This is a genomic window from Corynebacterium marinum DSM 44953 (assembly GCF_000835165.1).
Classification (GTDB): domain Bacteria; phylum Actinomycetota; class Actinomycetes; order Mycobacteriales; family Mycobacteriaceae; genus Corynebacterium; species Corynebacterium marinum.
In genome coordinates, this window is sequence record NZ_CP007790.1 from 2,350,732 (window position 1) to 2,373,225 (window position 22,494).

20 protein-coding genes are annotated in these 22,494 nt (G+C 69.9%); 8 read left to right on the plus strand and 12 right to left on the minus strand.

Annotation, left to right across the window (positions count from 1 at the left end; all coding sequences use genetic code 11):
- Positions 1 to 167 precede the first annotated feature (167 nt).
- Entirely contained in the window at positions 168 to 1,379 is a 1,212-nt protein-coding gene (locus tag B840_RS11130) for an NAD(P)-binding domain-containing protein (protein WP_042622187.1), read from the plus strand.
- Positions 1,376 to 2,443, plus strand: coding sequence for an LLM class flavin-dependent oxidoreductase (locus B840_RS11135; protein ID WP_042622188.1), 1,068 nt, complete (start codon positions 1,376 to 1,378; stop codon positions 2,441 to 2,443). Before B840_RS11130 ends, B840_RS11135 begins: the two co-directional genes overlap by 4 nt.
- Here B840_RS11135 and B840_RS11140 read toward each other — a convergent pair.
- Positions 2,440 to 2,874: a MarR family winged helix-turn-helix transcriptional regulator gene (locus B840_RS11140; RefSeq protein ID WP_042622189.1), complete on the minus strand. Its 435-nt coding sequence runs from the start codon at positions 2,872 to 2,874 to the stop codon at positions 2,440 to 2,442. The genes B840_RS11135 and B840_RS11140 overlap by 4 nt on opposite strands.
- A gap of 146 nt (positions 2,875 to 3,020) precedes the next feature.
- Between B840_RS11140 and B840_RS11145 the strand changes: the two genes are divergently transcribed.
- On the plus strand, positions 3,021 to 3,440 hold the full coding sequence (locus B840_RS11145) for an organic hydroperoxide resistance protein (protein WP_042622190.1): 420 nt from the start codon (positions 3,021 to 3,023) through the stop codon (positions 3,438 to 3,440).
- Between the two features lie 16 nt (positions 3,441 to 3,456).
- Here B840_RS11145 and B840_RS11150 read toward each other — a convergent pair whose 3' ends face one another.
- Genes B840_RS11150 through B840_RS11165 form a run of 4 tightly spaced genes read right to left on the minus strand, consistent with a single transcriptional unit; the run spans position 3,457 to position 6,519 of the window.
- Positions 3,457 to 4,413, minus strand: a complete 957-nt coding sequence (locus tag B840_RS11150; protein ID WP_052491185.1) for an ABC transporter substrate-binding protein — start codon at positions 4,411 to 4,413, stop codon at positions 3,457 to 3,459.
- Positions 4,410 to 5,075 carry an ABC transporter permease gene (locus tag B840_RS11155; RefSeq protein WP_042622191.1) on the minus strand — a complete coding sequence of 222 codons (666 nt, stop codon included), beginning with the start codon at positions 5,073 to 5,075 and terminating at the stop codon, positions 4,410 to 4,412. Before B840_RS11155 ends, B840_RS11150 begins: the two co-directional genes overlap by 4 nt.
- Complete coding sequence (locus B840_RS11160) at positions 5,072 to 5,716, minus strand: ABC transporter permease (protein WP_042622192.1); 645 nt, start codon at positions 5,714 to 5,716, stop codon at positions 5,072 to 5,074. Before B840_RS11160 ends, B840_RS11155 begins: the two co-directional genes overlap by 4 nt.
- Complete coding sequence (locus tag B840_RS11165) at positions 5,713 to 6,519, minus strand: ABC transporter ATP-binding protein (protein WP_042622746.1); 807 nt, start codon at positions 6,517 to 6,519, stop codon at positions 5,713 to 5,715. The genes B840_RS11160 and B840_RS11165 overlap by 4 nt, the downstream gene beginning before the upstream one ends.
- Before the next feature lie 138 nt (positions 6,520 to 6,657).
- Here B840_RS11165 and B840_RS11170 point away from each other — a divergent pair, with 138 nt between their 5' ends.
- Positions 6,658 to 7,824, plus strand: coding sequence for an FAD-binding oxidoreductase (locus tag B840_RS11170; protein WP_042622193.1), 1,167 nt, complete (start codon positions 6,658 to 6,660; stop codon positions 7,822 to 7,824).
- An 18-nt stretch (positions 7,825 to 7,842) separates the two neighbouring features.
- On the opposite strand, the gene B840_RS11175 is transcribed toward B840_RS11170, so the two are convergent.
- Positions 7,843 to 8,646: a carbon-nitrogen hydrolase family protein gene (locus B840_RS11175; RefSeq protein WP_042622194.1), complete on the minus strand. Its 804-nt coding sequence runs from the start codon at positions 8,644 to 8,646 to the stop codon at positions 7,843 to 7,845.
- A 90-nt stretch (positions 8,647 to 8,736) separates the two neighbouring features.
- Here B840_RS11175 and B840_RS11180 point away from each other — a divergent pair, with 90 nt between their 5' ends.
- Positions 8,737 to 8,976 carry a hypothetical protein gene (locus B840_RS11180; RefSeq protein ID WP_156971909.1) on the plus strand — a complete coding sequence of 80 codons (240 nt, stop codon included), beginning with the start codon at positions 8,737 to 8,739 and terminating at the stop codon, positions 8,974 to 8,976.
- Positions 8,976 to 10,151, plus strand: coding sequence for an alpha/beta hydrolase (locus tag B840_RS11185; protein ID WP_042622196.1), 1,176 nt, complete (start codon positions 8,976 to 8,978; stop codon positions 10,149 to 10,151). Before B840_RS11180 ends, B840_RS11185 begins: the two co-directional genes overlap by 1 nt.
- On the opposite strand, the gene exaC is transcribed toward B840_RS11185, so the two are convergent.
- The 6 genes from exaC to B840_RS12960 all read right to left on the minus strand — a co-directional run bounded on the left by exaC (position 10,121) and on the right by B840_RS12960 (position 17,461).
- Positions 10,121 to 11,641 (minus strand): acetaldehyde dehydrogenase ExaC, encoded by a 1,521-nt coding sequence (exaC, locus tag B840_RS11190; RefSeq protein WP_042622197.1) that lies wholly within the window; start codon positions 11,639 to 11,641, stop codon positions 10,121 to 10,123. The two genes, B840_RS11185 and exaC, sit on opposite strands and share 31 nt — an antisense overlap.
- Positions 11,642 to 11,864: 223 nt before the next feature.
- Positions 11,865 to 12,284: a heat shock protein transcriptional repressor HspR gene (locus tag B840_RS11195; protein ID WP_042622747.1), complete on the minus strand. Its 420-nt coding sequence runs from the start codon at positions 12,282 to 12,284 to the stop codon at positions 11,865 to 11,867.
- A 36-nt stretch (positions 12,285 to 12,320) separates the two neighbouring features.
- Positions 12,321 to 13,511: a molecular chaperone DnaJ gene (gene dnaJ / locus B840_RS11200; RefSeq protein ID WP_042622198.1), complete on the minus strand. Its 1,191-nt coding sequence runs from the start codon at positions 13,509 to 13,511 to the stop codon at positions 12,321 to 12,323.
- 152 nt (positions 13,512 to 13,663) lie between these two features.
- Entirely contained in the window at positions 13,664 to 14,353 is a 690-nt protein-coding gene (gene grpE, locus B840_RS11205) for a nucleotide exchange factor GrpE (RefSeq protein ID WP_042622199.1), read from the minus strand.
- Positions 14,353 to 16,209 (minus strand): molecular chaperone DnaK, encoded by a 1,857-nt coding sequence (dnaK, locus tag B840_RS11210; protein ID WP_042622200.1) that lies wholly within the window; start codon positions 16,207 to 16,209, stop codon positions 14,353 to 14,355. Before dnaK ends, grpE begins: the two co-directional genes overlap by 1 nt.
- 172 nt (positions 16,210 to 16,381) lie before the next feature.
- Entirely contained in the window at positions 16,382 to 17,461 is a 1,080-nt protein-coding gene (locus B840_RS12960) for a DUF4272 domain-containing protein (protein ID WP_052491186.1), read from the minus strand.
- Positions 17,462 to 17,721: 260 nt separating this feature from the next.
- On the opposite strand from B840_RS12960, the gene B840_RS11220 reads away from it, so the two are divergent.
- Positions 17,722 to 21,048 carry a bifunctional proline dehydrogenase/L-glutamate gamma-semialdehyde dehydrogenase gene (locus B840_RS11220; RefSeq protein ID WP_042622201.1) on the plus strand — a complete coding sequence of 1,109 codons (3,327 nt, stop codon included), beginning with the start codon at positions 17,722 to 17,724 and terminating at the stop codon, positions 21,046 to 21,048.
- Between the two features lie 34 nt (positions 21,049 to 21,082).
- Positions 21,083 to 22,489 (plus strand): AI-2E family transporter, encoded by a 1,407-nt coding sequence (locus B840_RS11225; RefSeq protein ID WP_084603002.1) that lies wholly within the window; start codon positions 21,083 to 21,085, stop codon positions 22,487 to 22,489.
- Positions 22,490 to 22,494: the final 5 nt, after the last annotated feature.

Here is a 22,494-nt window from a genome sequence, read left to right on the forward strand (position 1 = left end):
CTATTCACTTCCTTCCGGTGCTGCACGCCTCCCGGGCAGGGTGAGACCGGGGCGTTGCACGATTTTATGTGTCTGCCCTCACTGTATCCTGCAGGCCCGATCATGCCCGGACCATCCCGGTCGGCCATATTGTTGACCCATCACCAATGTGGGATAAGGTTAAGTCCATGAAGTTCTCGGACGTGCTCAACCGCCACTACCGGGCTGTGGTCATCGGCGCAGGCCAGGCAGGCCTGGCGGCGGCGCACGAACTCCACCGGCGAGGGCTCCGGCCCGGCCCGGACGGGGATTTCCTCGTCCTCGACGCCAACGACGGCCCCGGCGGCGCATGGCGCCACCGCTGGGACTCCCTCACCCTGGGCAGGGCCCACGGGATCGCCGATCTGCCGGGGCTCCCCATGCCCCACCCCGACCCGGCCGCACCGGCGGCCGCCCTGGTCGCCGACTACTACGGCGGCTACGAGGACGAGTTCCACCTCGCGGTCGTCCGGCCCGCACCCGTGTCCAGCGTCGAAGCCGTCGACCCGGATCCGGCCTCCCCCCTCCGCATCACCGCGGGCACTGCCGGCGCCGGGGACGGCGCCCACGAACTCACGGCCGACATCGTGCTCAATGCCACCGGCACGTGGGACAACCCGTACATCCCGTACGTCCCGGGCATCGGCGACTTCCGCGGCCGCCAGCTGCACACGAAGGACTACCGCCGGAAGGAGGACTTCTCCGGCCTGCGCACCCTGGTCGTCGGCGGCGGCCTCTCGGCCGTTCAGTTCCTTCTGGAGCTCGCCCCCGCCACCGAGACGGTCTGGGCCACCCGCCGCCCGCCGAACTTCACCGGGCGCGAGTTCGACGCCGGCTGGGGCCTCGCGGTGGAGAGGGCGGTGCGCGAGCGCACCCACGCCGGGCGGGCGGCGGCGTCCGTGGTCCGCACCACCGGTATCCCGCAGTGGTCCGAGTACCTCGACGGTGTCCGGGACGGCGTCCTGGTCTCCCGCGGCATGTTCGACCGGGTCACGGAAGGAGGGGTCATGTTCGGCGCCGCGGACCGGACGCGGACGGAGGGGCTGGGGCCGTCGAGAAGCAGGCAGCTGCAGGTCCCGGCGTCCTGGGACCCGCTGCCCGCCGGGACCGCGCTGGAGGTGGACGTGATCTTCTGGAACACCGGATTCCGCCCGTCGCTGCGCCACCTCGCGCCGCTCAAGCTGCGCGAACCCGGCGGCGGCGTGCGCATGGCCGACGAGGTCACCCCGGCGCGCGATGCCCGCATCCTGCTCGTCGGCTACGGATCGACCGCCTCCACCGTCGGCGCCACCCGCGCGGGCCGTCTCGCGGGCCGGCGGGCCGCCCGCCACCTCGAACAGAAAGTAGTATCAGCAGCGTGAAAGCATTCGGATTCCTCAGTTTCGGCCACTACGCCATCGGCAACCAGCCCGGCCCGGACGCCGGCCAGACCCTGAAGCAGGCCCTCGAACTGGCCCGGGCCGCCGACGAGCTCGGCGTCAACGGCGCCTACTTCCGGGTCCACCACTTCGCCCCGCAGGGCGCCTCCCCGATGCCGCTGCTCGGCGCCGTCGCAGGGTCAACGAAGCACATCGAGGTGGGCACCGGCGTCATCGACATGCGCTACGAGAACCCCCTCTACCTCGCCGAGGAGGCGGCGTCCCTCGACCTGCTTTCCGACGGCCGCGTGGCCCTCGGCGTCTCCCGGGGGTCGCCGGAGCCCTCCCAGCGCGGCTGGGAGTCCTTCGGCTACAGCGCCGGGACCCCCAACGGCGCGGACATGGCGCGCGAGAAATTCGAGCGTTTCCTCCATGCCGTCGACGGTTACGGCGTGGCCGTCGCCGCCCCCGCCGAGGAGCAGTACCCGCGCATGTACCAGGCCGGCACGCCGCTGCCGATCTTCCCCCACGCCCCCGGGCTGCGCCGCCGCATCTGGTGGGGCGCCGGTTCGCACGGCACCGCCGAGCAGGCCGCCCGCGACGGGGTGAACCTCATGAGCTCCACGCTCGTCTCCGAGGCCGACGGCTCCTCCCTCGGCGACATCCAGGCCGAGCAGATCGCCCGCTACCGCGCGGAGTGGAAGGAGGCCGGCCACGACTGGACGCCGCGCGTCTCCGTTTCCCGCTCGGTGTTCCCCATCGTGGACGACCGCTCCCGCGAACTCTTCGGCCTGCAGGCCACCGGCCGCGACCAGATCGGCTCCCTCGGCGAGGGCGCGCCGGTCACCTTCGGCCGCACCTACGCCGCGGAGCCGGACAAGCTCATCGAACAGCTACGTGCCGACGCCGCCGTGATGTCCGCCGACACCCTCATGCTCACCGTCCCCAACCAGATGGGCGTGGAGGTCAACGTCTCCATCCTGGAGGCCTTCGCCGGGCACGTCGCCCCCGCGCTGGGCTGGATCCCGGCGGACAAGGGCCCCGTGGAGGGTTACCCGATCGACTAGTCCAGGGACCCGGACAACAGGTCGAGCGCCTGTTTCAGGGCCGCCGTATCGAGGCCGGGCACGCGGTAGAGGCGTTCCAGCTGCCCCGGGATGTCCGCCGCTTCCCGCCTGAGATCGCGGCCCCGGTCCGTCAGGGCGATGAGCAGCCTCCGCTCGTCCACGGGGTCTCGATCCCGAGTGACGAGTCCCGCCTGCTCGAGGCGGCGACACACCGGCGTGAGCGTTCCGCTGTCGAGGCCCAGCCTCTGCGTGATCTCCTGCAGGCTGTGGGGCCGGTCGTCCTCCCAGAGGACGAGCATGGTCAGGTACTGCGGGTAGGTCAGGCCGAGATTCTGCAGCAGCGGCTGGTAGGCGCGGGTCACGGCGCGGCTCGCCCGGTACAGCGAGAAGCACAGCTGGTTGTCGAGGGCGAGCTGGGGATGGTCGTTCATGCGCTCGAGAATACCCGAAACGGCACAATTTGATTATCCACAATTAACTTGCGCACAATCTAATTGTGGTGCATGATGGGACCCACCCGATCGAGCGGGCCGCACACACCAGCTGTCCCGCTCCCGCCGCACCCAAGGAGAAGACCATGGAACCTCTGTACACGACCGAATCCCTCGCCACCGGGGCGGGACGCAGCGGAAACGTCAGGTCCGCCGACGGCTCCCTCGACTTCGCCCTCGCGGTGCCGGAGGAGATGGGCGGCAGCGGCAACGGCGCCAACCCCGAGCAGCTGTTCGCGCTCGGCTACGCGGCCTGCTTCCATTCCGCACTGCAGGCCGTCGCCCGCGCCCAGAAGAAGGACCTCGGGGACTCCTCCGTCGGAGCCAGGGTCTCCATCGGCAAGGAGGGCGAGGGTTTCGCCCTCGCGGTCGAGCTGGAGGTGGTCATCCCGGCCCAGCCGCACGATGAGGCCCAGGCTCTGGCCGACGCGGCGCACCAGGTTTGCCCGTACTCCAACGCGACCCGGGGCAACATCCCCGTCACGGTCACCGTCTCCGAGGACTGAGAGCCCGGAGACCTCGTCAGGCGTTCTCGTCGACGAAGTCCCGAGCGATGACCGGGGCCTCCGCCTTCTCCTCGCCGATGTTGCGCAGGTTCATCTCCACCAGGGCCTCGGTGGTCATGTGCTCGTTGATGCCGTTGATCACGTCGATGGCCTCTTGCGGGACGGCGTCGGCACGCATGAGCGGGAGGACGTTCTGCGGCAGGATGAGCTGCTCCGGATCCTCGAGGGTGACCAGGTCGACCTCGCTCCCGGACACATCCAGGGTCGGCGAGGTGGTGTAGATGTCCGCCACCTCGGCGGTCCCCTCGGTCAGCGCCGCAATCGTCAGCGGGCCGCCGCCGTCGGAGATGGGCACCATGGTGATCTTCTCCGCCGGAACGCCGTAGACCTCGGTCAGGCCGGGCGGACCGTAGGGGCGTTCCGCCAGCTCGGGGTTGGCGGCGACGCGGACCTGGTCGAGCTTGGCCAGGTCACCGAGGGAAGCCAGCCCGTACTCGTCCGCCAGCCCGCGGGTGACGCGGTAGGAGTCCTTCGACTCGCCCTCCGCGTAGTCTCCCGCGGCCAGCTCCCCGGGCAGCGCTCCCTCGAGCGCGGCATAGACCTCATCGGCGTCCGAACCCGCCCCCAGCTCCGCGGAACCGGATTCGCTCAGGTAGTACTGCGCCAGGTTGCCCGAGTACTCCGGCACCAGATCGATGCTGCCTTCCTCCAGGGCGCGGAGGTAGACCTCGCGGGACCCGATGGCGGAGCTGACCTCGACGTCGAAACCCGCGTCCTCGAGGGCCGCGGCCCACACCTGGCCGATGATCTCGGATTCCGGGAAGTTGGCGGTGCCGATGACGATGGTCTCCGCGCCGTCTGACCCGGTGTCCTGGCCGTCCGAGGCCAGCGGATCCTCGGAGGAGGAGCAGGCGGTGAGCGTCAGGCCGAGCAGGGCGGTGGCGGCCGTGATGGTGGTCAAACGGATCTTCATGTCGCACGTCCTCGTGGTCGGAGAGTTCTCTGCAGGCCCGCCAGCATGAGATCCACCACGAGTGCGAGAGCCGTGACCAGCACGGCGCCCGCCAGCATCTGCGGGTAGTCCCGCAGGGCCAGTCCGTCGATGAGATAGCGGCCGAGGCCTGACAACCCAATGTAGGCGACCACCGTGGCCGTCGCCAGCACCTGAACCACGCAGGACCGCAGGCCGCCGACCATGACCTGGGCGGCCAGGGGAAGCTCCACCCCGGTGAGGATCTGGCGTTCGCTGAATCCGCTGGCGCGCGCCGAGTCGACCACCGACCGCGGCACCGAGACCATGCCCGCCACCACACCCGCCAACAGCGGCGGCACCGCGAGAATGACCAGCACGATGGTCGCCGGGATCACCGGCATGCGCACGCCGACGCTCAGCTCCACGGTCAGCCAGGTCAACAGGCCCAGCGAGGGCAGCGCACGCAGGGCGCCGGCAACGGCGAGCACACCGTCGGCCGCCCGGCGCGTGTGCCCCACCCACAGGCCCAGCGGCACAGCGACGAGCAGCGCCACGCCGACCGCGAGGGCAGTGTAGAAGAGGTGGTCGAGGGTCCGTTCGAGGATCAATGCCCCGTTCGCGGGGTCGACGATGTACTCCCAGGCCTGCTGCAGCTGGTTCATCCGACCCTCCCCCGCCAGGGCATGAGCAGGCGTCCGAGGAGGACCAGGAGGACGTCGAAAAGCACGGCGAGCAGGACCGTGCCCACCAGGCCCACCAGGATCTGCGTGGGGAAGGAGCGCTGGAAGCCCTCGGTGAACAGGGTGCCCAGCGAAGCCACGCCGATGAGCGCGCCGACGGACACCAGGCTGATGGTCGAGGCCGAAACCACCCGGATGCCTGCGAGCAGCGTCGGCCCGGCCAGGGGGAGATCGACCGTGAGCACCCTGCGCCAGGGGCGGTACCCGGTGGCCACGGCGGCCTGCCGGATGCTGTCGGGCACCGTGTCGAAAGCGTCGGCGGTGGTCCTGACCTGCAGCGCGACGCCGTAGAGGGTCATGGCGGCGATCACGTTGACCGGGGAGAGGATGGAGGTCCCCAGCAGCAGCGGCATCACCACGAACAACGCCAGCGAGGGGATGACGTAGAGCAGCCCCGCGGCGATCACCAGCACCTCCCGGGCGGGACGGTAGCGGTGCGCGAACCAACCGACGGGCAACGCCAGCAGGAAGGAGGCGAGGATCGGCGGCCAGGAGAGATTGACGTGCGCCCAGGCCAGATCGAGGATGCGCCCGGAATTGGCCCAGACCCAGTCCCACCTCATTCCAACACCCCCCGCACCCGGCCGTTCCGGTCGACGACCATACGCCTGCCGTCGTGCTCCCGGACGCTGAGGAAGCGGGAGTCCGCCCCGGTGAACTCCCGGACCGCCTCCGAGGCGGGGGCGGTGATGAAATCCTCGGCTCTGCCGACCTGCTCGATGGCGGCGGCGTCGCCGAGCAGGACGATCTCGTCGCCGAGGAGGAAAGCCTCGTCGATGTCGTGGGTGACCATGAGGATGGTCGTGCCCATGGATTCCTTGATCGCCAGGACCTCCTCCTGCAACCCGCGGCGGACCACCGGGTCCACCGCGCCGAAGGGCTCGTCCATGAGCAGGATGTCCGGGTCGGCCACCAGACCGCGGGCCACACCCACCCGCTGGGCCTGCCCGCCCGAGAGCTCCGCCGGGTAACGCGAGCCCAGGGCCGGGTCCAGGCCGACGAGCCGGAGCAGCTCGGCGGCGCGCTCGCGGGCTTCGCCGCGCCCCGTGCCGTTCAGTCGGGCGACCACCGCCACGTTGTCGTTCACCGTGCGGTGCGGCAACAGCCCGGAGTGCTGCATGACGTACCCGATGGACCGGCGCAGCCGGACGGGATCGCTGTCGGCGATATCCTCGCCGCGCACCAGAACCCGCCCCGAATCCGGGGAGATCATCCGGTTGACCATCCGCAGCAGGGTGGTTTTCCCGCAGCCGGAGGGGCCGACGAACACCGTCGTCGTGCCGGGGCGGACCCGGTGGCTGAACTCCCCGACGGCCGGCCGGCCCGCACCCGGATAGGTTCTGCTGACCTTCTCGAATTCGATCATGCCCATGCTCTTCCCACGGTCGGCGGACGTTGGAGGCCCAGTCTAGGTGCCCGGTGGCCCCTGCGGCGCGATGACGTGGCGGGGCGCCGGCCGCCCGGCCCGCGCCCCGCGGTTGACCGGGCAGGCACAATGGGAGGCATGGAATCGGCGACCCTTCTCGACACCGGAACGGTCCTGCGTGAACGGGGCGGGGAATTCCGGGACGCGGTGCAGCAGCACCTCTACCAGGAGGTCCTGGAGTCCCGTCAGGTCTTCCCCCTCTCCCTGCGGCACACGCACCTGGAACTCGCGGACGCCTGCGCATGGGTGCTCGAACGCACCCCGCGCACCGGTGCGCTTCCGCCGGAGCTGATCGAGCGGCTGCGCCGGCTGGGCCGTGACCACCGCCGGCACGGTTTCCCCGCCGACGTCTACCCCGCCTTCGCCCGGGCCCTGCGCCACGGCCTGCAGGTGCTCGGGGCGCCGGCCGCCGACGCCGCGTCCCGCGCCCTGGAGACCGTCTGCTCCGTCATGGCTGACGCCGCCCGCAAGGCCGACCTGGAGGGGGTGGCGCCGGCGTACTCCGCCGAGGTACTCGGCGTGCAGCGCCGCACCCGGCACATCAGCGTGGTGCGGCTCGAAGCGGGCGTGCCCGTCCCCTACCGCGCGGGCCAGCACCTCCCGGTGACCACCTCCTATCTGCCCGGCGTGTGGCGAATGTTCTCCCCCGCGCTGCCACCCAACGATTTCGGCCAGCTGGAGTTCCATGTCCGGATCCTCCCCGATTCGGACGTCTCCCAGCTCCTGGCCACACCCAGACCCGGCGACTACTGGCTCTTCGGCGCCCCCCGCGGCGAGCTGCAGGTCAGCGGGGAACGTGACGTCCTCATGATCGCCCACGGCACGGGACTCGCCCCCCTGCGCGCCATACTCTTCGACATGCTCGCCTGGGAGCGCCGCCCGCGCGTCCACCTGTTCGTCGCCGCGGAATACCCCGGCGAGCTCTACGACCTCATGGGCCTGTGGAACCTGGCGGCGGTCAGCTCCTGGCTGTCGGTGGTCCCCGTGGTCGAGCACGCAGAGGACGCCTGGTGGGTCGGCGCGACCGAGGACTCGCGCACCCCGCGGGGCCTGCACCTGCAGCAGACCGGCCGCGTCGGCGAGCTGGTGGCCTCCTACGGCGCGTGGGCCGACCGCGACGTCCTGGTCGCGGGTGACGCCGCGGGGGTCGGCGACACCGTGGCCGCGCTCATCGCCGGCGGCACCCCGCAGGACCACATCCAGGCCGAAGCATGGGAGGGCGCCGAAGAGTGGCCGCGCCCGTAGTGCCCGCGGCAGCCGCGTCTACAGCACCGGCAGGGATTTCCGCGCCTTGTCCACCTCCGCCGGGTCGAGGTCGCAGACAATGATCTCCGGCTCGTAGCCCGCCTCCGCTTCCCGACGCCCCGTCGGCCCCACCACGCACGAATGCCCGATGCCCGTCGGCCCGCTCGACTGCCCGGCCAGTTCCTGCCCGCCGGGGCGCGCCTGGCCGGCGGCGACGATCCAGCTCGTCGAATCAAGCGCCCGGGCGGCGGTGAGCGTGCGCCACTGGTACAGCTTCTCCGGCCCGTCCGCCCAGCTGGTGGGCACGACGATGACCTGCGCCCCCGCACGCGCCAGGTCACGGAACTGCCCGGGGAAGCGGATGTCGTAGCAGATGGCCACGCCGACTGTGACGCCCTCGACCTCGAAGGTCACCAGCTCGGTTCCCGGCCGGACGGTGTCGGACTCGCGGTAGTCGAAGGCGTCGAAGGTGTGGATCTTGTCGTAGCCCAGATGGATCCCGGGTCCCGTGACCAGGGCGGTGTTGGAGACGCGGTGGAGTGTCTTCCCGTCGCGTTCGACGGTGTCGGCCGGCCGGAACATACCGGCGACAACCGTGACGCCGAGTTCCCCGGCGAGTTCCCGCAGGCCCGTGGCGTAGGTGCCGTCGAGGTCCTGGGCCTGCGTGTCCAGCCGGCCGCTGTCGAAGGACTGGCTGGCGGCCTCGGGGAGTACGATAAGCCGGGCTCCGCGTCCGGCGGCCTCACGGATCTTGTCCTTGGCGAGCGCCAAATTACCGACAATATCTTCACCAGAGGTGAGCTGCACGATTCCGATTCGCATGGCACCCACACTATGTGGATAAGGGGCGGTTATCCACAGGCCCACGCGGCCCGGGTTGGCGGGCGGCCCGGGCCGCCCCACACTGGCGGCATGAAGAGCATGCAGATCACCTCCGCCGCCGTCGACCACCTGTCCTCCCTGCTGCGCCGCACGTCGGATCCGTCGCCGCCGTCGCTGCCGCCGGGTTCGCGCACCTCTTCGGCCCTGCAGCGGGCCGCGCGGTCCTGGACCGACGCCCACCGCCGGGCCGACGATGCCCTGCACGGGCACGTCCAGGAAGTCCGCGTCTTCACCGGCCGGGTGCGGGAACTCGACACCCTGGAGCCCTGATGCTCGCCGACGCCCCCTCGTTGCGCCACGCAGCGCATCTGCTTACCGTGGACGCCGACTGGCTCACCGCGCAGACCGACTGGCTGTCACGGAACGTCGACGCCCTGCCGGCCGCCGGGTTCCGCGGCGAGGCGGCGGACACGGCCGTCGCCCGCCTGCACACCCTGGTGCGGCCGATGACCCTGCCACCGGAGCAGATGCTGCGGGTCGCCCAGGTGCTGTCCATGACGGCCGGACTCCGGGAAGAACTGGACGCCGCCGCCCGCCGGGCCCTCGCCCTGGCCGACCACGTCACGGGGGCCGCTCCCCTGGCCGCCCTCCTGCTGCGGGATCTGCGCGCGCTCGGCGACGTGCTGGATTACACGTGCGCCCGGCAGATCGACCTGTTGTGCACACCCATCCCGGATGAGACCCCGGCCAGGTTGTCGGACACCCCGGACCTGGACCTGGCGGCCGTCCACGAACTGAACATGCTCTCCTCCCCCGTCCCCGAGCACCCCGACGTGCAGGTCCTGGAATCCGCCGACGGGCGGCTGGTGGCGGCCGTCGGCGACCTGGCGTCGGCCGCTTCGGTGACCACAATCGTCGCCGGGGTCGGCTCCTCGGACCCCGCCCACCTGCCGGCCCACCTGGACCGGGCCCGCACCGTCGCGGCGGCCACCGGCGGGGCGGCGGTGCTGTGGCTCGGTTACCCGGCGCCGGGCAGCGTGGGGCGCGCCCTCGCGCAGGAACCGGCCCGGGCGGCGGGCGCCGAGCTGCAGGCCTTCCAGCGCGAACTGGCGCGCCGTTTCCCGGACCAGCGGCGTGTGGTGGTCGGGCACAGCTACGGCTCGGTGGTGGCGGGGGCGGCGGCGTCGCGAGGCGGGGGCCTGTACGCGGATGACCTGGTACTCATCGGCAGCCCGGGCGCCGGGGTCGACCACGCCGGGCAGTTGACGCTGCTCGGGGATCACCCGCAGGTCCACGCCATGACGAACCCCTCCGACCCGATCGCGTTGACCGTGACGGAGGGGGCGGGCGTCCACGGGCCGGATCCCACGTCCCCGGGGTTCGGGGCGCAGGTGTGGCCGGGCGACCCCTCGGGAAACCACGGCAGCTACTGGGAGGATCCCCGGTTCCTGGCGCGGCTGAGGGGCCTGGCGGATCAGAAGAATCCCATGGCGTCTTCCGAATAGGAGACGAGGAGGTTCTTGGTCTGCTGGTAGTGCGCCAGCATCATGAGGTGGTTCTCACGGCCGATGCCGGACTCCTTGTACCCGCCGAAGGCGGAGTGCGCCGGGTAGGCGTGGTACTGGTTCACCCAGACACGGCCGGCCTGGATGTCGCGGCCGGCGCGGTAGGCGATGTTGCCGTTGCGGGCCCACACGCCGGCACCGAGACCGAAGTTGGTGTCGTTGGCGATGTGGATGGCCTCGTCATAGTCCTTGAAGGTGACCACCGAGAGGACCGGCCCGAAGATCTCCTCCTGGAAGATGCGCATGTCGTTGGTGCCCTTGAACACGGTCGGCTCGATGTAGAAACCGTTGTCCAGGCCCTCGATCTGGTTGATCTTGCCGCCGGTGAGGGTTTCGGCGCCCTCCTGCGGGCCGAGCTCCAGGTAGCCGGAGATCTTGTCCATCTGCTCCTGGGAGGCCTGCGCGCCCATCTGGACGTCGGTGTCGAGGGGGTTGCCCTTCTTGATGCGGTTCACGCGCTCCACGCCCAGCGACAGGAACTCGTCGGCGATGGACTCGTGGACGAGCGCGCGGGAGGGGCAGGTGCAGATCTCGCCCTGGTTGAGCGCGAACATGGCGAAACCCTCGAGCACCTTGTCCCGGAAGGCGTCGTCCTTGTCCATGACGTCCGGGAAGAAGATGGACGGGGACTTGCCGCCCAGCTCGAGGGTGACGGGGATGATCTTGTCCGCGGCGGCCTTGTTGATGATCTTGCCCACGCCGGTGGAACCGGTGAAGGCGATCTTCGCGATGCGGTCCGAGGACGACAGTGCCACGCCGGCTTCTTCGCCGAGGCCGTTGACGATGTTGAGGACGCCGGGCGGCAGGAGGTCGGCGATCTTCTCCACGAGGTAGAGAAGGGAGGCCGGGGTCTGCTCCGCGGGCTTGAGCACGATGGCGTTGCCGGCGGCCAGGGCGGGGGCGATCTTCCAGGTGGCCATGAGGATGGGGAAGTTCCACGGGATGATCTGCGCGACGACGCCCAGTGGCTCGTTGAAGTGGTAGGCCACGGTGTTCTCGTCGAGCTGGGAGAGGCGGCCCTCCTGCGCGCGCAGGGCGCCGGCGAAGTAGCGGTAATGGTCGACGGCGAGCGGGAGGTCGGCGGCGAGCGTCTCCCGGACGGCCTTGCCGTTGTCCCAGGTCTCGGCGACGGCGATCTCCTCGAGGTGCTCCTCGATGCGGTCGGCGATGCGGTGCAGGATCAGGGCACGCTCGGCGGCGGGTGTCTTACCCCACGCGGGGGCGGCCTTGTGGGCGGCGTCGAGGGCCAGCTCGATGTCGGCGGCCTTGCCGCGGGCGACCTGGCAGAACACCTCACCGGTGACCGGGGTGATGTTGTCCATGTACTCGCCGTCGACGGGGGCGACCCACTCTCCTCCGATGAAGTTCTCGTAGCGGTCGCGGTAATTGACGATCGAACCCTCGGTACCGGGGTTGGCGTAGACAGTCATGGCGGATGTTCCTTTCACAGGGATGGGAGGTCTGCCACCACACCTTACTGTGACCAGCGCCACTATTGCGAAGTTTTGGCCGCCCCCTTTGCGAAGGGGTCAACCAGCAAACTTCACAGTCTTTGTCCGCTGGAGATTCACTTCACGACCGACGCCCGCGGCCACCCCCTCCCAGGGGGCGGCCGCGGGCGTTGGGAAGCTGCGGTGCCGCGACACTGCGGGCTCAGAAGTGGCGGCGCCGCCGAACCCGGCGGGGCTCCCACATCACGAGCGCGGTGGAACGCGGCACGTGGACCAGCTCCCCGCCCCGCACACCGACGCGGGTGAGCAGGCGCTCCCTCTCCTCGCGGAGCTCCTCGACCTCCCCGCGGAGGCGTTCGTTCTCCTCGGAGAGCTCGATGATCGCTTTAATGCCGGCCAGGTTCACGCCCTCCTCCTGGGAGAGCTGCTGGATCCGGCGCAGCAGGTCCACGTCCTTGCGGGAGTAGCGGCGACCGCCGCCGGTGGTCCGCCGCGGAGTGACCAGGCCCATGCGGTCGTAGGTGCGCAGGGTCTGGGCGTGCATGCCGGCCAGCTCCGCCGCCACCGAAATGACGAACACCTCGCCCAGCTCCTCCGTCGACGACTTGTCCCTGTCACCGATCACGGGTCATACACCTCCTTCCGCGCTGCTCGCTCGTCACTTGTTCCCGGCCCACCCGGCCCGCGGGTTGAAGCCGGAGTCCTTCTCCGCCTGCGCGTAGGTGCGCAGGGCGCTGGTGGCGGCGGCGTCGAGATTCCTCGGGACCGCCACCTCGACGGTAACCAGCAGGTCACCGGCGTTGCCGCCGCTCTTGGGCACCCCCCGGCCGCGGACCCGCAGAGTCCGGCCGTCGGGCGTGCCGGCGGGGACCTTGACCTTGACGGGGGCGTCGAGAGTCGGGACCGTGATGGTGTCGCCGAGGGCCAGCTCGGCGAAGGAGACCGGCACGGCGACCTCGAGGTCGTCGCCCGAACGGGTGAACACCTTGTCAGCGCGCACGTGCACGGTGACGAAGAGGTCGCCGGCGGGTTTGCCCTGCGGCCCCGCCTCGCCCTGGCCCGCCAGGCGCACCTTCTGGCCGTCTATGACGCCGGCCGGGATACGGACGGTGAGCTGGCGGGTGCGCCGGACGGTGCCGGATCCGTGACAGGTGGTGCACGGGTCGGTGATCACCTGGCCGCTGCCGCCGCAGTTGGTGCACGGTGCGGAGAACCCGAAGGCGCCGCGGTTCTCGGAGGTGAATCCGGAGCCGTGGCAGACGGAGCAGGTCGTCGGGTTGCCCGACTTCGAGCCGGAGCCGTGGCAGGTGTTGCAGGGGGCGTCGCCGGTCAGCTGGAGCGGGATCGTCGTGCCCTTGGCCGCTTCGCGGAAGTCAAGGGTGATGTCCGTTTCGACGTCCGCCCCCCGCGTCGGCCGAGCTGTTGGGCGAGGACCGCCGCCGCGGTTGAAAAGGCCACCGAAGATATCGCCCAGACCGCTGTCCGCAGAAAATCCTCCACCGGATCCTCTTCCGAAGATGTCCGAGGCGTCGAAGTCCTCCGTCTGGCGAAACCCGCCGGGGAATCCGGCACCTCCGCCTCCGCCGAAGCCGCCGAAGCCTCCGCCGGAGCGGAGCATCGACTTCAGCTCGTCGTATTCCTTGCGCTTGGCGTCGTCGCCGACGACATCGTAGGCCTCGGCCGCCTTCTTGAAGCGCTCCTCGGCGGCCTTGTCCCCGGGATTCTTGTCCGGGTGGTTCTCCCGGGCGAGCTTGCGGTAGGCCTTCTTGATGTCCTCGGCGGAGGCGGATGAGGAGACCCCCAGATCCGCGTAGTAGTTCTTGTCTGCCCATTCGCGTTGAACGGCCACTGGGCATCTCCTCCTTTCTGAGTGAGTTGTTCTCGGGTGCTGCTAATTAGTTTTTGTCGTCGTCTAAAGCTAACTAAAAGGGTGCGCCGCCGCCCGAGGGCGGCTGGAGGTGCGTCTCGGGCGGCGGTGCGGGTCGGGAGGTGTCTCCCGGGTTATTCGGCGGAGTCCGCCGGGTCGACAGGGTCTGCGATGATGACCATCGCATTGCGGACCACCCGGTCGCCGAAGCGGTAGCCGCGGCGCAGGACGGTGCCCAGCGCCTTCTCCTCGCCGGTGGACAGGTCCTGGACGGCCTCGTGGATCTCCGGGTCGAAGCTCTCGCCCTCCTCGCCGAAGGACTCCAGTTTCAGCCCTTCGACGGTGGTGGTGAACTTGTCGGCGAAGACCTTCAGCGGCCCGTTGTCCAGGTCACCGTGCTGGCGGGCCAGCTCCAGGTCGTCGAGGATCGGCAGCAGGCTGGTCAGCACCGACGCCTTGGCGGCGTCGATGATGCCCTGGCGGTCGCGCTCGGTGCGCCGGCGGTAGTTGGCGTACTCGGCGCTCAGGCGCTGCAGGTCCTCGGTCCGTTCGGCGAGCTGCGCCTCGACGTCGGTGACCACGCCGTCACCGTCGGCGTCGGGGTCGACATCGGCGAGTGCCGCCTCGATCTCCGCCTCGAGTTCGGCGTCGATTTCGGCCTCGGTTTCGGGGGTGGCCTCCGGCGCGGGGTCCGCCTCCGGGTCGGCGTCCTGGCCCCGGGCGGCCTCCTCGGCGGCCGCCTCGGCGCGGTCCGCCGAGGTCGCCTCCGGGTCGGTGTGCTCCGGATCGCCCGGGTTGTCGGGCATCGGGTTGGGGTCAGTCACTACTTCTTCTCCTCCTCGGTGCCGGTCTCGTCCTCGACGACCTCGGCGTCGACGACGTTGTCGTCGGCGGAGGTGGCGTCATCCCCGGCCTGCGCCTGGGTGGCGCCCGCGTTGGCGTCGGCCTCGTAGATGGCCTTGCCCATCTCCTGGGACTCCGTGGAGAGCTTCTCCACGGCGGCCTTGATGGCCTCGAGATCCTCGCCCTTGAGCGCCTCTTCGACGGCCTTCGCGGCTTCCTCAACCTTGGTCTTGATGTCCTCGGAGACCTTCTCGGAGTTCTCCTCCACGAACTTGCGGGTCTGGTAGACCATGGACTCCGCGTTGTTGCGGGTCTCCTGCTCCTCGCGGCGCTTCTTGTCCTCCTCCGCGTGAAGCTCCGCGTCCTTGACCATCCGGTCGATCTCCTCCTGGGACAGGCCGGAGCCGTCCTGGATCTTGATCGTGTTCTCCTTGCCGGTGCCCTTGTCCTTGGCGGTGACGTGGACGATGCCGTTGGCGTCGATGTCGAAGGTGACCTCGATCTGCGGCACGCCGCGCGGAGCCGGGGCGATGCCGCCGAGCTCGAAGGAACCGAGCAGCTTGTTGGCCGCGGCCATCTCGCGCTCGCCCTGGAAGACCTGGATCTGCACGGAGGGCTGGCTGTCCTCGGCGGTGGTGAAGGTCTCGGAACGCTTGGTCGGGATGGTGGTGTTGCGCTCGATGAGCTTGGTCATCACGCCGCCCTTGGTCTCGATGCCGAGGGAGAGCGGGGTGACGTCGAGAAGCAGGACGTCCTTGACCTCGCCGCGCAGAACGCCGGCCTGCAGAGCGGCGCCGACGGCGACGACCTCATCCGGGTTGACACCCTTGTTCGGCTCACGGCCGCCGGTCAGTTCCTTGACCAGGTCGGTGACGGCGGGCATACGGGTGGAGCCGCCGACGAGGACCACGTGGTCGATGTCCGCGACGGACATGCCGGAGTCCTTGATGACCTGGTTGAAAGGCTCCTTGGTGCGGTCCAGCAGGTCCTGGGTGATCTTCTGGAACTCGGTGCGGGACAGGGTCTCGTCCAGGAACAGCGGGTTCTTGTCGGAGTCGACGGTGATGTAAGGCAGGTTGATGTTGGCCTGCTGGGAGGCGGAGAGCTCGATCTTGGCCTTCTCCGCGGCCTCGCGCAGACGCTGCAGGGCCATCTTGTCCTTGGTCAGGTCGATGCCGTTGGAGGACTTGAACTTCTCCACCAGCCAGTCGACCACGCGCTGGTCCCAGTCGTCGCCGCCGAGGCGGTTGTCGCCGGCGGTGGCGCGGACCTCGACGACGCCGTCGCCGATCTCCAGCAGGGAGACGTCGAAGGTGCCGCCGCCCAGGTCGAAGACGAGGATGGTCTGCTCCTTGTCGCCCTTCTCCAGGCCGTAGGCGAGAGCGGCCGCGGTGGGCTCGTTGACGATACGCAGGACGTTGAGGCCCGCGATCTGGCCGGCCTCCTTGGTGGCCTGGCGCTGGGCGTCCTCGAAGTAGGCGGGGACGGTGATCACGGCGTCGGTGATCTCCTCGCCCAGGTATGCCTCAGCATCGCGCTTCAGCTTCATCAGGGTGCGGGCGGAGATCTCCTGCGCGGTGTACTTCTTGTCGTCGATGTCGACGGACCAGTCCGTGCCGATGTGGCGCTTGACGGACCGGATGGTGCGGTCGACGTTGGTGACCGCCTGGTTCTTGGCGGACTGGCCGACCAGGACCTCGCCGTTCTTGGCGAAGGCGACGACGGACGGGGTCGTCCGGGCACCCTCGGAGTTGGCGATAACGGTGGCCTCGCCACCCTCGAGAACGGAGACCACCGAGTTGGTGGTTCCGAGGTCAATTCCTACTGCTCGTCCCATAATGTGTTTCCTCCTGTTGTGCGGGTTTCACCTAAGTTGACAGCTCAAGGCTCAACTTCCGGCACCTACCGTAGCAGATACCTTGAGTCGGCTTCACTCAAGCCTACATCCCTCTCAACGGACGGCTCCGCAAAGTTGTTCCCGCTCGGCTCAAGTTTCTTGTTTCCGCTGCTCAGAGGAGTCGATCTGCCTCTCCCCACGTCCGCGCCGGCGCGAACAACCACGCCATCGCCCTCGTCCACTGTTCGGCGATCTCGGGCAACTCACCCTCCCCCTCCTCCGCGGACAGTCCGTGGTGCAGGATGTGGGCGAGGTCGAACGCCTCCAACAGGGGCGTGGCCCCCCGCAGGCCCGGAGACTGCGCCAGCAGCGCCGCCGTACCCCGCTCGAGCACACGTGCCCCTGCGGCCGCCGACGCCCCCGACCGCCACACCCCCGGCTCGAAATCCCACGCCCGTGTCCGGGCGGGCGGGAGGTCGTCGAGCTGCAGCGCCCAGCACAGCGCCTCGACCGCATGGCGGGAGCGCCCCAGCAGGGCGGCCCGCCTCCGCAGCGGGGCGGGGATGCGGGGGCGGTCGGCGGCGTCGAAAAGCTGGCGGCGGGCCCGGCCGACGTCGTCGAGGAAGCCTCGCTCCAGAGGGGTCAGCGCCGGACCGACGAGCCGGAGCTCCGCGATCACGTCGTCCGCCGGATGGAATGTCCCGTCGAGCAGGTGCGCGGCGGTCACCGCCACCACTGATAGCGCGCCGATGCGGTAGACGGCCTCGGCAGGGTCACGCAGTTGAACCTCTGCCTCGGCGGGAATGACCGGAATTCCCTCGTCGAGCTCCAGGCCAGCCTGCCGCAGGGAACGGAGATTCCTCACTCGGCGCCGGTACGCGTCGACGTGCACGGGCACCTTGACTTCGTTCCCGGGCGCCGCGAGGTTCTCCCCGTCCATGTTCCGGAACGGTCCGTTGCCCACCCGGAACACCAGATTGTGCGCCTGCGCCCAGGGCGCAAACTCGGCCAGCCGGCGCGCGGTGTACCCGCTGTCGCGCTCGAAGCGGTAGATCGCGGCCGAGCGGGAGATGTGGCGGGTCAACGGGTGGACCTGCGTCACGGACGGCCCGGTGACGGTCAGGCCCGCCTCCGCGAGGTCGTTGAGCGAATCGCCGATCAACTGCCCGATCTCCTGCGGCCGGGTGAACACCTCTTCCGCACCGACGTCGGGGGCGAGCCTGGGCACCGTGGAGAACGCGAGGACATGCATGCGGCACATCCAACCAGACCACGGGCGGGCCAGCCCCCCAACCCTGGCGCACACCGTCCCTGCGCTGCCCCTATACTGGCCCGGTAGAGATCCACATCACATCGCGGGGCGACACCCATGCTCCGCCACATGAGAAAGGTGTCAGCCGGTGAACCTGCAGCTGCCCCGCACCCGCCACGCCAGTGACCGTCCCCCGGTGGTCGGCTGACAACCCCCAGCCGATCCAGCATCACACCACCGAAGTCTGAAGGACGATCCCCATGACCGAGCACACCACTGTCGAAGCCATCCTCGAACCCGCCGTCGACCGGGCCCGCACCTGGCTCAGCGCCAGCGCGGGCGGAGACGGGTCCTCGGCGACCGAACGCCTCGCCGACCTGGTCCGCGACCCCGCCGGGGTGTCGTTCACCATGGACTTCGTCGACCGGGTCATGCGCCCGGAGGACAACCGCACGGCGGCGCAGGCGCTCCGGAGCATGGACACGCCGCCGGATTTCCTCGGCCGCCTCAACCAGGCCGCGCTGCGCCTGGGCGGCCTCCTGGGGCCGAAGCTGCCCGGCGTCGTCATGCCCGCGGCCCGCGCACGGATGCGTCAGATGGTGGGCCACCTGGTCCTCGACGCCGACGGCAAGGCACTGAACAAGCTGCTGGACAAGGCTGCCGCGGACGGAAACCACCTCAACCTCAACCTGCTCGGCGAGGCCGTGCTGGGCGACGGAGAGGCAGACCGCCGTGCCGGACGCACCCTGCAGCTCATCGAGAATCCGCGGGTGACCTACGTGTCGGTGAAGGCGTCCAGCCTGTGCGCCCAGCTCAACCCCTGGGACCTGGAGGGCAACCTCGTCCGGTTGAAGGACCAGCTGCGGCCGATGTACCGGGCGGCCCACGCCTCCGGCACCTTCGTCAACCTGGACATGGAGGAGTACAAGGATCTCCGCCTGACCATCAGGTTGTTCACGGAGCTGCTCGGCGAGACCGAGTTCACCGATCTCAAGGCCGGGATCGTCCTGCAGGCCTACCTCCCTGACTCCCACGCCGCCCTGCAGGAGCTGGCGGAGTTCGCCGCCGGACGGGTCGCGGCCGGCGGAGCGCCGATCAAGATCCGGTTGGTCAAAGGTGCCAACCTCTCGATGGAAAAGGTCGAGGCCGAGCTCCACGGCTGGGAACAGGCCCCCTACGCCACCAAGGCGGAGGTGGACGCCAACTATGTCCGCCTCCTCGACTTCATCCTGCGACCCGGGCACGCGGCGAACGTGCGCATCGGCGTGGCCAGCCACAACCTCTTCACGGTGGCGCTGGCCTGGGAGCTGGCACTGGCGCGCGGGGTGACCGACCAGATCGACGCCGAGATGCTGCAGGGCATGGCACCCGCCCAGCAGGACGCGGTGCGGGCGGAGATCGGCCGGATGATCCTCTACACCCCGGTCGTGCACGCCGAGGATTTCGACGTCGCCGTGTCCTACCTGGTCCGCCGACTGGAGGAGAATGCCGCGGAGGAGAACTTCCTCCACGCGCTGTTCGCCCCCGACATCGAGCCGCCGAGCCCGATGGACCTGCAGGAGCAGGGCCTGCGCCGGGCCGTGGCCGAGCGGGAGAGCACCTCGGCGCAGCCCCGACGGAGGCAGGACCGCCGCGACGAGGAGGGCCGCCAGGCGCCCCGCACGGGGCGCTTCGAGAACGAGCCGGACACCGACCCGGCGCTGCGCGCCAACCGCGCGTGGGCACTGGACGCCCTGGCCGCGTCCCCGCACCGCCTCCGGGCCGAGGAGATCACCGATCCGGCCGTCGTGGATGAGGCGGTGCAGAAGGCGCGCGACCTGGCGCCCGCGTGGGCGCAGCTCAGCGGCGAACGGCGGGCCGAGGTGCTCGAGAGCATCGCCGACGAGCTCGCCGACGCCCGCGGCGAGCTGCTCACCGTCATGGCGCATGAGGCGGGCAAGACGGCCGAGCAGTCCGACCCGGAGATCTCGGAGGCGATCGATTTCGCCGCCTACTACGCCGAATCCGCCCGCAACCTGGACCGGGCGCGCTCGCAGTTCACCCCGCACGCGCTCACCGTGGTCGTGCCGCCGTGGAACTTCCCCGTCGCCATCCCTGCGGGCGGTGTCCTCGCCGCCCTGGCCGCCGGTTCGGCGGCGATCATCAAACCCGCGCCCCAGACCGTGGCGTGCGCCGAGGTGATGGTCGACGCGGTGCACCGCGGCCTGGCCCGCCACGGGATCGACGAGGACCTGGTGCAGTTCCTCCGCGCGGACGAGGCGGACGCCGGAAAGCGGCTGATCTCCCACGAGGACGTCGACCACGTCATCCTCACCGGCGCGACCGAAACCGCCGAGCTGTTCCGGTCCTGGCGCCCGGAGATGAATCTGAGCGCGGAGACGTCGGGCAAGAACGCGATCATCGTCACCCCGGCCACGGACCCTGACCTGGCGGTCGCCGATATCCTCCGCTCCGCGTTCGGCCACTCCGGACAGAAATGTTCGGCGTCCTCCCTGGTCATCCTCGTGGGCCGGGCCGGCGAGTCGAAGCGGCTGCGCTCGCAGCTCATCGACGCCGTGGCCACGCTCCGCGTCGGCCCCGGCACCGACATCTCCACCACCATGAACGGGCTGATCGAACCGCCCGGCGAGAAGTTGCGCCGCGGCTTGACCCGCCTCGACGCCGGGGAGACCTGGCTGCTGGAGCCGGAACAGCTCGACGAGGAGGGCCGCTTCTGGTCGCCGGGCATCCGCGACAACGTGCGCCCGGGGTCCTGGTACCACACCCACGAGTGCTTCGGTCCCGTGCTGGGCATCATGCACGCCGCCAACCTGGACGAGGCGATCGAGTGGCAGAACTCCACCGGATTCGGGCTGACCGGGGGCATCCACTCCCTCGACGGGGCGGAGATCGACCACTGGATCGACAACGTCGAGGTGGGCAACGCCTACGTCAACCGCGGCATCACCGGGGCGATTGTGCAGCGCCAGTCCTTCGGCGGCTGGAAGCAATCCGTCATCGGCGCGGGGGCGAAGGCCGGCGGACCCAACTACGTCGCCCAGCTGGGGACCTGGGCGGACGGCGGCCACGACCACGCCGAGGTGGAACTCACCCGGGAGGTCGCCGACCTGCTCGCCGACGCCGCCGCGCACCTCTCCCCCGAGGATCACACCTGGCTGCGCTCGGCGGCCGAGCTCGACGAACTCGCCTGGCGCGAGGAGTTCGGCCGCGAGCACGACCTCAGCGGCCTGCGCAGCGAGGCCAACATCTTCCGCTACCGCCCGCTGCCGGAGCCGCTGTCCGTCCACGTCGGGGCCGGCGCCCGGGAGCGGGACCTGTGGCGCCTGCGGCTGGCCGGTCTGCGGGCCGGGGTCGGTGTCGAGGTCCTCGAGGGCACGGACCTCGCGCCCGGCAGCCGCGTGCGCGCCCTCGGCGAGGTGGACCCGTCCCTGTACGCGGCCGCAGCCGCGACGGGGTCGGTCGTCCTCGACCAGCCCGTGCTCGCCGACGGCCGACGCGAGCTGCTGCCCTTCCTCCTCGAGCAGGCGGTGTCGGTGACCCTCCACCGCTTCGGCGTGCTGAGGCAGGTGGGTTCCGTCCGCCGCTGACGCAGCGGGTTTCTCTGGCAGAATGAGAGTCCTGATGAGCACCTCCACTGATCCCCACGAACCCGGCGAGACCGGCACCGACACCCGCGACTTCGCGGAGACGGTTTCCGACTACGCCGAACTCTCCGACAACCCCCAGGACGTCACCAACCGGCAGGATGACGATGACGTCACCGACCGCGCGGTCTTCATCGGCCGCGACGGCCGGTGGGCCGCTGGCTGGGCGCTGCGTTTCATCATCTTCGTCGCCGCCACATACATTCTGGGCCGGATCCTCGGTTTCATCTGGGCGGGCATCCTGCCGATCGTCCTGGCGCTGCTGGTCGCCACCGTGCTCTGGCCGCCGACGAAGCTGCTCCGCGACAAGCTGAAATTCGCTCCCGCCCTGGCGACGGTCGTCGTCCTGGTCGGATTCTTCGCCGTCATCGGCGGCATCTTCGCCGCGATGGCCCCCATCGTCCGGAATCAGGGCGCCGACCTGGTCGAACAGGCCGCCGCAGGCATCCGGCAGGTGTCCGAACGGATCCAGGGGCCGCCCTTCAACGTTGATCTGGGAGAGTTCGACGGGGTTCTCAACGACCTCACGGGATACCTCCAGGACCAGTCCTCGCAGATTGCGTCCGGGGTGTTCACGGGCCTGAGCGCGGCGACGTCGGTGGTGGTCACCCTCGTCGTGATGCTGGTGCTCACGTTCTTCTTCCTCAAGGACGGCGACAAGTTCCTGCCGTGGCTGCGCAAGTACACCGGAGCCAACGCGGGCTGGCACCTCACCGAGGTGCTCACCCGCTCCTGGAACACGCTCGCCGGTTTCATCCGCACCCAGGCGATCGTCTCGTTCGTCGACGCCACGTTCATCGGCATCGGCCTGCTGCTCCTCGGCGTGCCGTTGGCCTTCGTGCTGGCCGTGATCACCTTCTTCGCCGGGTTCATCCCCATCGTCGGCGCCTTCACCGCCGGCGCGCTGGCGGTGATCATCGCCCTGGTGACCAACGGAGTGACCAACGCCCTGTTCGTGCTACTGCTCATCATCGCGGTGCAGCAGATCGAGGGCAACATTCTCCAGCCGGTGCTGCAGTCCAAGGCCATGAACCTGCACGCCGCCGTGGTGCTGCTGTCGGTGACGCTCGGCTCCACCCTCTTCGGCATCGTCGGCGCCTTCCTCGCGGTCCCGGTCGCCGCGGTCGGCGCCGTGTGGTTCCGCTACCACTCCGAGCTGGTGGCCCTGCGCGCCGGTGAAATCACCATCGACGACATCGAGATCGCCACCGCGAAGGGGAGCACCCTCACCTCCTGGGAGGCGTTCACCGCCGTCCGGGAGAAACTGATCTCGGTGGGCCGGCGCAAGTCCGAGGCCGGGCAGAAAGAAGAAGACGCCGCCGTCGACGAGGACAGCGGCGCCGAGTCCGGTTACCGCACGGTCGCATCGACCAGGCCGGAGTAACCGGG